This window comes from Gluconobacter sp. (genome assembly GCF_047723935.1).
GTDB lineage: Bacteria > Pseudomonadota > Alphaproteobacteria > Acetobacterales > Acetobacteraceae > Gluconobacter.
In genome coordinates this window covers 1-14,805 of record NZ_JBDOBO010000055.1, presented here as the reverse complement: position 1 = coordinate 14,805, position 14,805 = coordinate 1, and the positions used below count along the sequence as shown (strand labels likewise).

At 56.1% G+C, this 14,805-nt stretch carries 10 protein-coding genes and 2 pseudogenes; 6 read left to right on the top strand and 6 right to left on the bottom strand.

Annotated features, from left to right (window positions below; translation table 11 throughout):
* Positions 1–1,064, bottom strand: a pseudogene (locus ABF979_RS13285) (membrane-bound PQQ-dependent dehydrogenase, glucose/quinate/shikimate family); the annotation flags it as partial.
* A gap of 407 nt (positions 1,065–1,471) precedes the next feature.
* On the opposite strand from ABF979_RS13285, the gene ABF979_RS13280 reads away from it, so the two are divergent.
* Positions 1,472–2,377, top strand: coding sequence for a helix-turn-helix domain-containing protein (locus ABF979_RS13280; protein ID WP_202208343.1), 906 nt, complete (start codon positions 1,472–1,474; stop codon positions 2,375–2,377).
* 9 nt (positions 2,378–2,386) lie between these two features.
* Here ABF979_RS13280 and ABF979_RS13275 read toward each other — a convergent pair whose 3' ends face one another.
* Positions 2,387–2,746, bottom strand: a complete 360-nt coding sequence (locus tag ABF979_RS13275) for an ArsC family reductase (protein ID WP_202208344.1) — start codon at positions 2,744–2,746, stop codon at positions 2,387–2,389.
* Positions 2,747–2,899: 153 nt separating this feature from the next.
* Here ABF979_RS13275 and ABF979_RS13270 point away from each other — a divergent pair, with 153 nt between their 5' ends.
* Positions 2,900–3,739: a glycerophosphodiester phosphodiesterase family protein gene (locus ABF979_RS13270; RefSeq protein ID WP_415560313.1), complete on the top strand. Its 840-nt coding sequence runs from the start codon at positions 2,900–2,902 to the stop codon at positions 3,737–3,739.
* Between the two features lie 4 nt (positions 3,740–3,743).
* Here ABF979_RS13270 and ABF979_RS13265 read toward each other — a convergent pair whose 3' ends face one another.
* The 3 genes and pseudogenes from ABF979_RS13265 to ggt all read right to left on the bottom strand — a co-directional run bounded on the left by ABF979_RS13265 (position 3,744) and on the right by ggt (position 7,626).
* On the bottom strand, positions 3,744–4,478 hold the full coding sequence (locus ABF979_RS13265; RefSeq protein WP_215768789.1) for a copper homeostasis protein CutC: 735 nt from the start codon (positions 4,476–4,478) through the stop codon (positions 3,744–3,746).
* A gap of 44 nt (positions 4,479–4,522) precedes the next feature.
* Positions 4,523–5,831 (bottom strand): annotated as a pseudogene (locus ABF979_RS13260) (lipase family protein).
* A gap of 28 nt (positions 5,832–5,859) precedes the next feature.
* Positions 5,860–7,626 (bottom strand): gamma-glutamyltransferase, encoded by a 1,767-nt coding sequence (ggt, locus tag ABF979_RS13255; protein WP_415560310.1) that lies wholly within the window; start codon positions 7,624–7,626, stop codon positions 5,860–5,862.
* 123 nt (positions 7,627–7,749) lie between these two features.
* Between ggt and ABF979_RS13250 the strand changes: the two genes are divergently transcribed.
* From ABF979_RS13250 to ABF979_RS13240, 3 genes are all read left to right on the top strand, one after another.
* The gene (locus tag ABF979_RS13250) at positions 7,750–8,643 is read left to right on the top strand and encodes a LysR family transcriptional regulator (RefSeq protein WP_252347447.1); all 894 of its coding nucleotides are present in this window, start codon (positions 7,750–7,752) and stop codon (positions 8,641–8,643) included.
* Positions 8,643–9,914, top strand: coding sequence for an MFS transporter (locus ABF979_RS13245; RefSeq protein WP_415560308.1), 1,272 nt, complete (start codon positions 8,643–8,645; stop codon positions 9,912–9,914). The genes ABF979_RS13250 and ABF979_RS13245 overlap by 1 nt, the downstream gene beginning before the upstream one ends.
* A gap of 138 nt (positions 9,915–10,052) precedes the next feature.
* Positions 10,053–12,527: a TonB-dependent receptor gene (locus ABF979_RS13240; RefSeq protein WP_202208351.1), complete on the top strand. Its 2,475-nt coding sequence runs from the start codon at positions 10,053–10,055 to the stop codon at positions 12,525–12,527.
* Between the two features lie 74 nt (positions 12,528–12,601).
* On the opposite strand, the gene ABF979_RS13235 is transcribed toward ABF979_RS13240, so the two are convergent.
* Positions 12,602–13,804, bottom strand: a complete 1,203-nt coding sequence (locus ABF979_RS13235) for an MFS transporter (RefSeq protein ID WP_215750787.1) — start codon at positions 13,802–13,804, stop codon at positions 12,602–12,604.
* Positions 13,805–14,158: 354 nt separating this feature from the next.
* Between ABF979_RS13235 and sodC the strand changes: the two genes are divergently transcribed.
* Complete coding sequence (gene sodC / locus ABF979_RS13230; protein WP_415560306.1) at positions 14,159–14,689, top strand: superoxide dismutase[Cu-Zn]; 531 nt, start codon at positions 14,159–14,161, stop codon at positions 14,687–14,689.
* Positions 14,690–14,805: the final 116 nt, after the last annotated feature.

Below are 14,805 nucleotides of genomic sequence, written 5' to 3'. Positions count from 1 at the left end.
CGATCCTTCACCACCAGCGGCGGAGACGTCACGAAGTGGAAGCCATGCGGCACATGACCAAGATACTGGCGCAGGGAGATGAAGCCGTGCTCGCCGAAGTCTTCACAGGGCTTGCCTGTTTCAGCATCGACAGCAAGAAGACGAACGTCACCAACCGGGGAGAAGATACGCTTCTGGCAGGCCTTGGAGCCATCAGGAGCGGTATAGTCGTCCGGAGCCTTGTAGTAGGAGACGCCACGGCAGGCGAGATAGACGTTGGCAGCCAGATCTTCAGCAGCCGGCTTCGGATCGAACTTCCACTTCACCTTGCCCGTTGCGGCATCAAGGGCCATGACCCAGTTATGCGGCGTGCAAAGGTAGAGCGTGTCATCAACCTTGATCGGGGTAACCTCGAGGTTGAACTCGTGTCCTTGATCCGGACCAGCCACAACGCCTTCGTCAGCCTTCTGGACGTCACCCGTCTGGGTAACCCAGGCGCGCTTCAGGTTGCTGATATTGGCAGGCGTGATCTGACCCAGCGGGCTGTAACGATCACCGCCGACCGTCCGACCATAAGCAGGCCAGTCAGCTGCGGGCGTGCCCTTGCCGGTTTCGTCAACCTGACCAGATGCAGCCATACGCTCTGCCGGAAGCGTGCCATTGATGGAATAGGACGTGAAGCAGCTAGCAACGATCGCCACAACGGCGATGGCCGCAGAACCGGCCAGTTCGCGCTTGTCCGCAGCCCAGGACGCATTGGAGCGCCAGACCCACGGCAGAAGCATCCAGCAGGCAATGCCAACCAGAGTGAACAGACGAACTTCCAGCCCCCAGATGTTGAAGCCGACTTCAACAACAGACCAGATCGTGGCAACCAGCAGCAGACCTGCATAAATACGGCCTGCCTGAGACGGGTTCTTCAGGCTGACGGCAGCCGCCGCAAGCATGACGAGACCAGCCAGCGCATAAAACCAGGACCCACCAAGCACGAGCAGATAACCGCCCCCACCCAACAGGAACAGCCCCACAAGCGCGAGCAGGATAGAGGTTACTGGAGACAGCACCCTCTGGAGAGAAGAAGACATGACACCTCGTTTTTCAAAAATATGGAAAACCACTTTTTCTGAAATATTTTGTCTCTCTTAATCGCTTAAGGAGCAGGATATGATCCGTCCCCCATATGACTGTGCGAGGGCAGAAAACTGCTGCGCAGGTCTTTCCCTGCCGGCCGGATGGTTGTCTTGAAAAGCTTGTTTCTCATCCATGCATCCAACCCCTCGCCAAGAGCGTTACAACAGAAAGGCGAGAGCTACCGGCGGACGAAACTTTCGTTTGAAAGACACGGGCACCGGTCAGTCACGCACTCTGACAGCCTTGTTCCTTCCACAGCCCGCGCGATGCCATCCATGATCGGATCTCTTTCACCCGATTGTGACTATATCGTCGTCACCTGTCGCAGTTCTGAGACACATCTGAAAAACGAGAGACACTCATGACCGGTATTACGCCACAAGCCGGTCTGTCCGAGTCATGGATCCGGTGCTCCACCAGCTACAATCTTGACCCGGCTGAGCGGTGGGAAACGCGCCTTCTGAGCCCGCCGGAGTTGCGTTTCATCAGCAATCGTACGCGCCTTCTGATCCAGCATGCCCTGCCAGAAATGGAGCGTCTGCATACGATGGTGATGGCACTTGGCTTTACCGTGATGCTGGCGGATGCGAACGGCGTTGTTCTGTCACGTCAAACCAGCCGGGAAGATCTGACCGGCTGCCGTCGCTGGGGCTTTCAGGCCGGGGCCCTCTGGGATGAAGCCAATGCCGGGACGAACAGCATTGGAACGTGCCTGCAGGAAAAAAAGCCCGTCATGGTGCTGCAAAGCCAGCACTGGCGTCTGTGCTTCCGGGGCCTGACCGGTATTGCCGCGCCGCTTTACAATGCCAGTGGAAAGCTGGCGGGCGTTCTTAACATCTGCTCTTTCGCGGGGAACGATATCCTGCCGTTTGCAGGCCTGCTGATGGAGACAATGACGACCACGGCACGCAAAATCGAAGAAAGACTGTTCCGGGAATTCTTCCCAAACGAGACGATCATTACGCTCGGGCTGGCGACGGCAAGTTCAACGCCACTGGTCGCGCTGAACGCCGATGGGCATGTGCAGGGTGCCACCCATGCGAGCCGAGAGCGTATGCACTGGCCAGAAGGCGAACTGGAGCATCTTCCTGCCCTGATGAACTTCCTGGATTCAGAGGATGAGCTGAGTTTCCGCAAGGCCGAAGTCCACGTCATACGTTCGGCCCTTGCCACGACACAGGGCAATGTCAGCGCAGCGGCTCGCGCACTTGGCATCAGTCGCTCCACACTTCATCGCAAGATCAAAATGCTGAACCTGACGCCCTGAACAGCAGGTTCAGCCAGCAAAGGTTTCTTCGTACTCAGCAGGCTTGAAGCCCACACGCACGATCTTACCCGCACGTTCCAGAACAGGTCGTTTGATCATGGACGGTTGTGCCAGCATCAGAGCCACAGCTTTATCCTGTGTCAGATTGTCCTTCTGCTCCGGTGCCAGTTTGCGGAACGTCGTCCCAGCCTTATTCAGCAACACATCCCAGCCCACCTGACGAACCCAGCCTTCCAGCACAGCATCTGAGATCCCGTCCTTCTTGTAATCATGGAACGCATAATCGATCCCATGATCGTCCAGCCAGAGCCGGGCTTTCTTCATGGTGTCACAAGCCTTGATGCCATACAGCACGACTGAAACGGTCATTCCGGTTATTCCTTTTCCACAGCAATTCGGACTGAATTCTGTAGCCAGTCCCGATAGGAGCTGCCAGCACAGAATGCAGGCAGCCAGAGCACTTTTATCGCCCTGACAGACCCTGTATTTTACCCACACATCTTTCTGGTCGAAGGGCAGACCATGCAACGCAGGACAGTCCTGACGAAAAGCACAGCAGTTCTTGTTGGCCTCATGTGTTCTTCCATGGTCAGGGCCCAGGATCTAAACCCTTATCTGCGCGCCAAACCGTTAATCTGTGCGCATCGCGGTTGGACCAGCCCCTCAGGAACGGAAAACAGCCTTACCCAGATGCGCCAGACCCATCAGGCAGGTCCATTCATGATGGAAATTGATCTCGCCAAAACGGCCGACGGCACCATCATGCTGATGCATGATCGAGAGGTGGATCGTATCACAACGGGGCACGGCCTCTTCAGCGCCCTGAACAATGCAAGGATCGCGACGCTACGACTCAGGAATGGGCATGGGACACCCCGCGACCCTGTTCCTACCTACGACAAGGTGCTGCAATGGGCCGCTGCAACACCCGATGCCCTTCTGATGCTCGATATCAAAGATGTCTCGCCTCGTGATGCCTTACAACCCGTTCAGCAGAGAGGTCTGTCAGAGCGGATTGTGGTGCTGACATTCAAAAAACAGCAGGCCCGGGAAGCCTTTGCTGCTGACCCCAAGGCGCTCATTTCCGTCCTCGTCACACAACCGCAGGATCTGGAAGCATATGCCGGAATGGCCGCTGGCAGACAGTTTGCAGCGTATATCCCGCAAAATTCTCCACCATCTCTTTTCCAAGCCGCCCACGCAAAGGGCGCTGTTATCGTCACAGATCTGCTCGGCCCAACCGCAATAATGGATGCCGTTTCACCGAGTGAAGGCGCGCACCAGGCGCATTTTCTGCCGATTGATATTCTGGTGACCAACACGCCACTGAAACTTCGGGCAGCGCTCGCACACCAGCTCTGACATCTCAGACAGTCTGCGCTGTTGTCTCCTCCGCCAGAATGGCCAGCATCTGGTCGATGATGCGACCACTGGTTCGGGATGCCAGTCGCCCAAACCCCAGGTCCCAGACGCGACAGGCCTGCCCGACAGATGGCCCCCGGCAGGAGGCATGAAGACTGGTGACACCTGTGTCGCGCAGAAGATCGCGCGCGTTCCCGACACGCACACCACTGCCCGCCATGATTTCGATACGTCCGGCGGCGTGATGCACAATATTCTTCAGAACAGAATGTCCCTTGGGGGCGCTAATTGCCTGCCCGGACGTCAGTATTCTCTCAAAACCCAACTCAACTGCCTGATCCACGGCCATGAGCGGGTTAGGCGTGAGGTCAAAGACGCGGTGAAGCGTGCGGCCCATTGAACCGGCGGCTTCAGACAGACGCTTCAGGGTCGCGATATCGAGCGTATGATCGTCCAGAGACGCGCCGAGAACCACACCGGCCAGCCCTGCTGCACGGGCAGCATCAATGTCCGCCAGCATCTGATCAATTTCCGCTTCGGCAAACACAAAGCCGCCCTCTCGGGGGCGGATCATGGCATAAACCGGAACCTTGGATTTTGCAGCAAGGTGCATCAGCCCTGCCGAAGGGGTCAGGCCACCCAGCGCCAGAGCGGAACACAGTTCAATCCGCGAGACGCCGGGCCGCTGGGCTGTCTGCAACCCAACGGCATCTTCAACACAGATTTCAAGCGTCGGCATAAACGTTCCTTTCCCAGACGGCAGAACGCACAGGCCGACGGAACTCAGTTGTTCCAGCGAATTCCCGGCAATGCCTTCTCCACTTCGGAAACGGGCTTGATCGTTGCACAGTTTCCTTTCGGATGATGGCCTTTCAGCAGCGCCAGCGCAAACGGAACAGAATCAGCCGCAGAGCCGTTCACTGCCCCGTTGTGAGTCAGACCGGAATAGGTCTTCCACGTTACGTTCGTACCAGCGTCACACATGGCCGCCACAGCGTTATACTGCTGGGCCACACCAGCTTCATTATCGGCGAGGCCTGTACCCACGAAAACAGGCATCGTCATGTGCGCATCCGGGATGGTGAATGCGTCCTGAAAGTCAGCTTCAAGCCTGGATGTATCACCTGCGTACGCATTGTCTTCGGTGATATCATGTGCCTCCGTGTAACCGGAACAGATCGCCAAGGCAGGTCTGACGGGCCTGATGAGACAGGTCCTTGCCCTTATCCGTCATATTTGCACGGACATCCACCTCAGGATGCAGGCTCTTCCGCGATCCCTCGATCGTCAGGATACCAAAAGCCGCAGCCATGTGCGGTGGTTCGACATTCAGGCGTGGAAGCGGCTCATGCTTGGGATGATCCGGCAGCTTAAATTGGGTTACGACGCCTGTTGCAACCGTTCCAAGGACATGCAGATCCGGTGCATATTGGGGGGAAAGCCAAGCCGTACCCAACGCAGCGCCACCGCCCTGCGACTGACCAACAAGAATGATACGGTTCTGAAGCGTGCCCTTGTACTGAGCCAGAGCGGCGCGCAACCCGTTCAGAACGCTGTAGCCTTCTGGGCGATACATCAAATACGGATGCGGCCCCGGCGTTCCCAGTCCTTGATAATCACTGGCCACAACGGCAAAGCCCGCCTTCAGCCAATGGTCCAGATAGGCACGATCCCGGGAGAGATATCCCCGCCAGGACGGGGCGCAGATATCCGCAATCCCTGTTGTGCCGTGCTCCCAGGCCACAACAGGCCAGCCACCTTTAGGGGGCGTGCCCTTGGGAAAGATGATCTGACCGGAAACCGTGACGGGATCAGGAGCATTCACCCCACTAACGGACGTGTAAAGCGTCCGCACGGCCTGGCCTGCGTTTTCCGGCAGCGGACGATCGGTAATAGGCTGAGTGCGGATCATCTGACCCACCGTTGCCGGCACCTGAGCGGGCGGTGTGTAAAAATCGCTTACCCCACCATCACCCAGAGCACGATCTACCTCTGCCACACCCGCAGGCTTTGCAGTATGGGCAGGTTCGGCACAGGCCGCGAGAGACAGGAGTGTGGCAGCGCTGAGAGCAGCGCGGAAAGAAAGCTTCATTATGGTCTCCAGCAGATCGAGGCAGATATTACTGACCGACGGCCACGCCGTCACGGTGCGGGTCACCCCAGCCCGTAAGACCGTCCGGATGAATGGTGATGCCCTGTACGGCGGCATTCATGACGTCAATTTTCGGGTGATGCCCCATGGCACTCAAAGCAGAAGCAAGTCCTGCTGCAGATGTGCCCTGCTCCAGTTCCTCGGCATGGTTCTGGGCCCCAATCCGAGGCTGCTCAATAGCCGTGCGGATATTTTGTCCCCACGCCAGATAGCCCACCAGCGTCTGCACGACAGAATCAATAATCCGCGCACCACCGCCCGCACCAACGATGACTTCAGGCTGCCCGTTCTGCCCAAAGACGATGGTTGGAGACATGGTGGTGATAGGACGCTTGCCCGGTGCTGCAATATTGGCCGCAGGCTGCCCATTCACGAAAGGATGGGACGCAAAATTCGTGATGGCATTATTCAGGACGACACCATCCACAATGATATCCGATCCAAAATTCAGATTGATCGTGGTTGTGAAAGACAGCGCATTGCCAGAGGCATCACGGATGGACAGATGCGTTGTTGCAGGCACAGTCATCGGGTCGGACGAAGGCAAAAGCGCGAACTTCCCGGCAAGTTGTCCTGCCACCACGCGGCTGGCCGCTTCACCCGTTGAAACAAGCTTTGCCCGGCGATCGAGATACGCTGGATCAAGCATGGCTGCCGTATCCACGCGCGTGTAATCCGGATCCGCAGCATATTTCCGGCGATCGGCCTCTGCCAGACGGGAGGCTTCAAGCAGCAGATGGGCGGCTTCTACACTGCCTGGCTTGTACTGACCAATGTTCAGACGATCCAGAATGGCAAGCTGTTGCAGAACGGACAGTCCGCCCGCAACCGGGGGAGCTGCGGAGCAAATGCGACGGTTAAAGGCCGTAACACACAAAGGGGCCCGCTCGCGCACCTTGTAGCTCTTTAAATCCGCAGGAGACAGCGCTCCGGGATAAGCCCCACTCGTAACCGCAGCGGACAGCTTTTTCGCAAAAGCGCCCGTATAGAAATACTCCGCTCCATCGTGCGCCACATGTTCGAGCGTACCTGCCAGATCGGCATTGTGCAGGATCGTGCCTTTAGGCAGAGGCTGACCGCTGCCATCAAAATATGCCGAAAACTGCGGTTCTTTCGCGAGCTCCGGACGTTCGGTCAGGACGAGATGCAAATATCCGGCAAGCGGAAAACCACCCCGGGCAGCTGAAATTGCTGGCTGGAAAAGATCGCTCCACGGCAGCTTGCCATAGCGCTCATGCAAAAGTGCCAGCGTTCGCAAGGTTCCAGGGACGCCGACGACACGGCCCGTCCGCTGCAATATTGCTTCAGGAATCCGGACGCCATTGCGGTCATGCATGTAGTCCCGATGCATACCAGACGGCGCACTGGCGAGACCATCAAAGAAGCTCAGACGATCAGCGGCCTTGTCCCAGTAAAGGATGGTAGAGCCGCCACCCAGCCCGGAAGCCTGCGGCTCCACCACGGCAAGAACCATCTGGGCCGCAATGGCTGCATCGACTGCACTTCCACCCTTCTGCAAAACATCAGAGGCGGCACGAGACGCCATGGGATTGGCTGTTGCAGCCATAAAATCATGGGCCACTGTGGGCTGGGATACAGGCTGAACAGGTTGAAGCTGATGTACACAGGCGCTCAGTCCGAGGGCCGTTGCTCCAAGCAGGCCGACAAGAACCGGAGTTCTGGCAGAAAGCTTTCTTTGGGAGAGAGCCGCACTTCTGATACGCATGGAAAACATCAACCTTCAGTTCCTGATCGGGAGCATCTACGTCAAACCGTTACGGTCTTCGATCTCTTCGATAAATGCTGTTATGGTGCGATAATTACTAACCTGCGGTTTGCAATGAACGTTTTTCAGGCCATGACGACCTTTATCGCGGTCGTTGAAACAGGAAGCATGACGTCTGCCGCAGAGCGGTGCGGCATCTCACCCACAATGGTGGGCAATTACGTGCGCCTGCTGGAAGAACGTTTGGGCACAAGTCTGCTGAGACGCACGACACGCCGACAGAGCCTGACCGCATTCGGAGCCGTCTATTTCGCCAAATGCCAGAAAATTCTCAGCATGCTGGACGAGACGGAACGGATGGCGGAAGCTGCCCAGAGCCTCCCTTCCGGAACCCTGAGGATTACCGCTCCGGTCACGTATGGCACACAAAGCATCACGCCCTGCATTGCAGATTACCTGAACGAGCATCCCTCCGTGGATATCGACCTCGTCCTGACTGAACGCAGCGTCGATCTGACGCATGAGAAGTTCGATATCGCCATCAGACTGGGCGTGCCGGAGCCCTCATCCCTGATCTGTCGTCGGCTTGCCAATTACACCATGACGCTCTGCGCGTCCCCTGCGTATCTTTCGCGCCGTGAGGAACTCCTTACGCCGCAGCAACTGGCAACACATGACGCTCTGGCCTTTTCCTATACGCCAGCATCGCCCTGGCATTGGGCCAGGCGGGAATGGCACTTTGAGGGACCGCAGGGGCATGTCTCGATAGAAATGAACCGCAAGGGCCTTTTCAATAACACGCAGGCCATGCGCCGTGCCGCCTTATCAGGCATGGGGATTGCCATGCTGCCCTCAGACCTGGTGCGCGAAGATATCCGGGACGGAAAACTCCAGGCCCTTCTTCCAGACTATACGCTTCCGTCCCGGCCTATTTATCTCCTGTATCACAAGGAACGCTACAGCGCGCCGACCCTCCGCTCATTCATCCAGTTCCTGATCCAGCAACTTGGGGGCATCCAGGGTTGATGGCGAAGAGGGTTGCCCTGTTTCAAAAAAAGCCAGATCAGGCTGTTATTGCTTCGATCATTGGCAATATCATTGAGTACTACGACTTCGTCATTTACGCGTATTTTTCCGCTTCGATTGGACGCACCTTCTTTCCATCAGGGCTTCCGCTGTCGCAACTCGGGCTATCTCTCGCAACTTTCGGCCTGACGCTGCTTGCACGCCCGCTCGGAGCTATCGTTCTTGGCGATTATGCAGACCGGCGGGGTCGCGTCCCCACCATGATGATCTGCATTCTTCTCATGGCGGTTGGCAGCGTGCTCCTCACCGTGACGCCGCCTTACGCCACCATCGGCATTGCAGCACCAGTTCTGATTGTCGTGGCGCGTCTCATTCACGGCTTTTCACTTGGCGGGGAATTTGGCAGTGCAACATCTTTCCTGATCGAGCATGCACCTCACCATGAAGCCCGTGCCGCAAGCTGGCAGGCTATCGGTCAGATTACGGCCTCCCTCTGCGCAGCAACCGTGGTCCTTCTTCTGAACCTCTGCCTCCCGACAGCAGCATTCAACGACTATGCCTTTCGTATCGCTACAGGACTTGGCGCAGCTGTAGGCATGGGGGGCTTGATCCTGCGCCTTGTTCTGAACAGCCGCGCACCGCCGACACAGCTTGCTCCGCCCCCCGTCGTTGCTCCCTTTTTCCAGTCCGATACAATCCTGCGTACTACGCTCATCATGGGATCTGTCGCACTGGGGAGCGGCATTACCTATCTCGGCCTTTACATGCCGCATTATGCCCGCAGCCAGTACAGTCTCTCCAATATCAGCACATCCCTTGCGCCACTCCTGACCTATGGCGGACAGCTGCTTTTCACCCCCTTGCGCTGGAAACTGGCAGACCGCTTCGACAGAACACACAGCATCCGCCCCATGCTTCTGTCCTGCGCCTTTTTGATCCTTCTTCCGTTACCTGCATTCCAGTTGATCCGCGTTGCTCCGGCCACAGTTCTGCTGATGCCGCTGATCTTCAATCTCAGTGGGCTTTTCTACTTTGCGGCACTCGATGGTTTCATCGGACAGATCTTTCCCAGCGAACGGCGAGGCCGTGGACTAACGATGGGGTATTCATTCGGCGTGGTGCTGTTCGGAGGCCTTGCTCCCATGACCAACGCCGCCCTGATTGCCTGGAGCGGCATGAACCATGCGCCGGCGCTTTATATGATCCTGACGGCCATTATTTCCTTCATGAGTGTCCTTCTGGCCAAGCCCCTGCTGACGCGTCGCTCCTGACGCAAAACAGCCCCTCAGACAAAAATTGAAACTATCAATTTTTTCTTTGGAATGTTCTTATAATTCTCTCCTTTATCTTCGCTTACCAAATTCATAACGCTATCGAAGCGTTAGTCTCCTGCAGAATGAGTCCCAGAAATGTCTTCCTGTACTTTCTCTCCCAACCGCTCCAGCCGTTCCGGAATCTCCGTTCCGCTTAACGCTCTTTTCGGACCGGGAAAGAAAGCCCTTGCAGCAGCCACGTTTCTGAGCGGCCTCTCCGTCACTGTTCCAACAGCCTATGCCGCCTCCTCTGCGACAACAGAGCCCTCCAAGCACCGTGCACACGCTGCCCGTACTGAAGTCGAAGCCGGCAAAGAGTCCATCAGTGTCACAGGAACACATCATCAGCCGGGCGGCGGCATGATGCGCGCCGAGACAGCATCCCGCGCTGTGCAGACCGTGACGCAGAACTACATCGAAATGCAGAGCCCGACGAGCAGTCCGCTGGACCTGATCAGCAATCTGCCAAGCGTGAATATCACCACGCCAGACCCGAGCGGCAACGAAGGCGGGTCCATGCAGAGCCGCGGTCTGTATGACAACGATATCGGCATCATGCTGAACGGCATGCCAATCGCAAACGGCGGTACGTCTTCGGCCTCAAACTTTGTTCAGAACTACATCGACAGCAACAATATCTCTTCGGAAAGCATGAGCCCTGGCTCCATTTCCGTAGAAGACCCGCTGACCTCGGCTGGCGCCGGTGCCCTGAGCATTACAACCCGTGCGCCTTCCAGAAAGTTTGGCGGGCTGGTTTCCGGCAGCTATGGCTCTTTCAACCGAACACGCGGTTTCATCCGTGTGGATTCAGGTGAGATTGGGCACACCGGCATCACCAGCTATGCCTCATTCTCCAACACGCATTCCGATGCATGGCGCGGGTCGGGGGACAGTGATCGCAAGCATATGGACTTCCGCGCCCAGAAGCTCATCGGCAACCGCAGTTCCATTGACCTGTTCGCCGGATACAACCACTCGCACTATTACCTGAACCGCTATCCGACGCTGGCGAACTTTCAGAATGACAAACATGGCCGCCCGGTCTCCACGCCACTCAGCTATAATGCCGAGTTCAGCGCCACGTCTCCGGGCAGCTATTATGGTGTTCGTGGTACGGACAAGGACCAGTTCTATGTGTCCATGCCCATGAAATTCGCCTTGAACGACACCTTTACGCTGAACATCTCGCCCTACTATGAGCGGTCTGACATTACGTTGAACAGTGCTTCCCGCCTGCAGGAAGGCCGGACCTACGCCGGGACAGCCCTGCAACGGGTGGACCTGAATGGCGATGGCAGGATCAGCACATCAACACGCGCTGCGGTCTCAACGAATTCCATGTCCGTTACCCAACAGGGCGGTGTTGTTGCGGCGCTCGGCTGGCATTCGGAGAACAATGACGGGCAGATCGGTTACTGGCATGAAGAATACCGTTATGCCCTGCGCACTCCCCTGTCACGGATGAACCAGACAACAGGCGCACAGCCCTCTGATACGGATAAATCGTCCTATTACCGGACGACAAGCGGCAACATCTACTATTCCGTTGACTATCTGGGATCCTACAGCCTGAACTCAGGCTTTCTGGAAGACACCGTCCACCTTCTGAACCACAAAATGTCCGTCACTGGCGGCATCAAAGTGACGTCCATGACACTGGAAGGGCAGGATTATCTGCCCAGCACGGCCAGCCACACCAATCACACCTATGTTTCGCCAACACCGCGTTTCTCCTGGTCGTATAACTTTGCCCCTCATCATCAGCTTTATATCAATGCTGAAGGCGATTTCCGCGCGCCCTCCCCGATCAACATGATCTCGCGCTACAGCACGAGCACAGGCGTCATGACGACATCCGGGGCAGGAGCAAAGCCGCAGTATTCGATCAAAGAAGAGCTGGGTTATCGTTACAACGACAACCTGTTCCTGGCGGATATCAGCTTCTTCAACATGAACGTCTCTAACCGTCTGTTGTCCGTCAACATGTTCAGCAACGACGTTCAAGTTAGCCAGACAATCAACGCAGGCGGCGAAACAATCCGCGGCGTAGATGTCATGCTGTCCACTCGTCCGCTGTTCCATCGTTTCCAGCCGTATTTCGCATTTGAATACCTGCACACGACGATGGACAACAACCTTCAGACCACGGCCGACGACGGCTCCGTGGACTATATGCGGACCAAGGGCAAGACGGCTGTCATGTCGCCGAAGTTCTCTGGCAGCGTTGGCCTAACCTATAATGAAGGCCCGTTCTTCCTGAATGCGAGCGTGCATTACACGTCCAAGCAGGCATCGTCCTTTATGAACGATCAGTACATGCCGTCTTACTTCTCAGACTCCCTGACGCTGGGTTACCATCTGCCAAAGTTCTTCATCGCCCAGTCGCCGACGTTCAAGCTGAACTTCACCAACCTGACAGGCCAGTACAAGCTGGGTGGCGTTTATTACTTCTCGAACAATGCCCGGGCAACGACAGGCGTCTATGGCCACAAGATCAGTGCTGATACAGCCCCAACCTATTACATCATGCCGCCATTCGCGATGATGGGAACACTATCGACATCATTCTGATAGGCTTTCAGTCTACTAAGACCAAATCGACAAAAAGGGGCTCCGAATTGCTATTCGGAGCCCCTTTTTTATTGTCAGGAAGCAGTCTCTTCTTCTGAAGAGTTCAATATCCTTGGAAAAGCCTCTGGATTGAAAATCGCCAGAAGAATAGCGGTAAGCGTGATGGCAATGGCGATTGGCGTCAAAACGCTGAACCCACTCCAGGTTAGCACCTGACCACCCAACGCTGATCCGAGCAAAATCCCGAGATTACTACCGCCGTTGATAGCGGCTCCCGCCACATCCGGACGGGTCGCTCTTGCACGAATGGCCCCAGACATGACGAATGGAATGAGTGCTGAATAGCCAGTACACCAAAGCGCAACAGAGGCCACAGAACCCCAGCCAGACAGAATGTGACCATACATCAGGCCCATTCCGATGAGCATCGCCATTCCCCCTGCCAGCATGCCCGCCGCCGGCCAGCGATCCACAATCTGCCCTGCGGCCCAAAGACCCAGAATACTCACAGCACCCGTCAGGAGCAGAGCAACGCTGAGAACACTCTTGGGAAGGCCATGTGCCAGCAGCAATGGAGTGACGTAAGTATAAAGCATGTTGTGAGCGACGAAGAAGATAGCATCAATAGCCACGACGATCAGGAAGATCCTCATTGCCTTCCGTGAGCCCATCGATGGCAAGTTCGTGCTGGCATCTCCGGATGTTGCGACTGGCGGCAAAAAGAAAGCAATACAAACCGTCAGCAACACTGCAATGGCAGTCATCACGAGCATCGCGATACGCCAACTGGCAAAATGTCCGATTGCAGCGGCCCCCGGCACTCCAAGAATAGAGCCCAAAGACGTACCACCATAAACAAACGAAATAGCGCGCCCAGTCATTTTGGGCGGAACAAGCCGTGCGGCATAAGCCGAGACAATCGACATCAGCAACGCATGCGCGATGCCACCGATCGCACGCCCCGCACATAGAATCAGAAAGGTCGGAGCAACCGCGGCAATCAGATTGGAAAGCACGTAGCCTCCCAAAGACAACAGCATCAGCCTTTTGCGGTCCACTTTCGCCGTCAGGATGGTCAAAGGGACTGCTCCCAAAGCAACCATCAGAGCAAAGGCACTAACAGCCAGTCCTGCCTGACCTTCTGTGATATGAAACCCTTGAGCCATATCAATCAGGAGGCCAACCGGGGCCACTTCACTGGTCAGTGCCGTAAATGTACACGCGAATAGTGCACACAAACCAATAACGGTCTGCCTGGGGAGAGTTTTGAAAAGCATAATTTCCCTGAATACAGTGCCGCAGTTATTGCGCTGGGCTAGGGCGCGTTCTGCCATTCTTTCCAACAAAACAAAACGAAAGAAGTGAAGTTCACCGAAGGTTCTTTATTATTTCTTCCACTCACAATCTCCCGCTGGGGAAATGGCACGATTGGCTAGCCGCTCTCTCCTCATGACAATGTGAATGTCGATTTATGATAGCAGGCGCTAGCGTTTTCGTTCCAAGGCCAGAAAGTGGGGAGAAGAAAGCAACATATCCTTGTTGCTATTGCGTCTTAATTGCATCAGGTTTGCACCATATCCCGCAATTTCACGGAATGCCCCTGCCATCCTCATAACTGAGAAAGACTCCCTATGACTATAATGCGTTTGACACGGATCGCTCTTATAGCCGGGTCCCTGAGCCTGACGCCGTCCCTGGCCTTTTCAGCAGAAACGGCGACTGCCTCTCTTGCAGGAAGCGACGGAAAACCGGCTGGCACGGCTCAAATTACCGAAGCGCCACGAGGTGTCCTCCTTCATATTGAAGTCAGCGGGCTAACACCGGGCTGGCACGGCATGCACTTCCATGAAAAAGGCGACTGCAGCGACCCAGCCTTTACCAAGGCAGGGTCACATGTCCATAAAACGACACCAGTCACGCACGGCCTATTGAATGCAAAGGAAAATGACTCTGGCGATCTTCCTAACATTTTTGCGGGCGCAGACGGCAAAGCGTCAGCTGAAGTTTATTCACCTTTCGTCTCTCTAACAGGCAAGGATGGGCGTCCAGCATTGCTGGATGCTGATGGTTCTTCTCTAGTCGTTCATGCGTTTTCTGATGATTACAAGAGTCAGCCGATTGGGGGCTCGGGGTCTCGCGTGATTTGTGGTGTGATTCGGTAGGTCGCAACACGAAAACCCCCGCTGTCTCGATGAGAGAGCGGGGGTTTTGGAACTGTATTGGTGTGGTTGCGGGGGCAGGATTTGAACCTGCGGCCTTCAGGTTATGAGCCTGACGA

Excerpts from the sequence above, each read along its gene's own strand:
- ABF979_RS13270 (WP_415560313.1), top strand. The coding sequence starts at position 2,900 with ATGCAACGCAGGACAGTCCTGACGAAAAGCACAGCAGTTCTTGTTGGC.
- ABF979_RS13235 (WP_215750787.1), bottom strand. The coding sequence starts at position 13,804 with ATGCTTTTCAAAACTCTCCCCAGGCAGACCGTTATTGGTTTGTGTGCA.
- ABF979_RS13265 (WP_215768789.1), bottom strand. The coding sequence starts at position 4,478 with ATGCCGACGCTTGAAATCTGTGTTGAAGATGCCGTTGGGTTGCAGACA.
- ABF979_RS13280 (WP_202208343.1), top strand. The coding sequence starts at position 1,472 with ATGACCGGTATTACGCCACAAGCCGGTCTGTCCGAGTCATGGATCCGG.
- ggt (WP_415560310.1), bottom strand. The coding sequence starts at position 7,626 with ATGTTTTCCATGCGTATCAGAAGTGCGGCTCTCTCCCAAAGAAAGCTT.
- ABF979_RS13275 (WP_202208344.1), bottom strand. The coding sequence starts at position 2,746 with ATGACCGTTTCAGTCGTGCTGTATGGCATCAAGGCTTGTGACACCATG.
- ABF979_RS13250 (WP_252347447.1), top strand. The coding sequence starts at position 7,750 with ATGACGACCTTTATCGCGGTCGTTGAAACAGGAAGCATGACGTCTGCC.
- ABF979_RS13240 (WP_202208351.1), top strand. The coding sequence starts at position 10,053 with ATGTCTTCCTGTACTTTCTCTCCCAACCGCTCCAGCCGTTCCGGAATC.
- sodC (WP_415560306.1), top strand. The coding sequence starts at position 14,159 with ATGACTATAATGCGTTTGACACGGATCGCTCTTATAGCCGGGTCCCTG.
- ABF979_RS13245 (WP_415560308.1), top strand. The coding sequence starts at position 8,643 with ATGGCGAAGAGGGTTGCCCTGTTTCAAAAAAAGCCAGATCAGGCTGTT.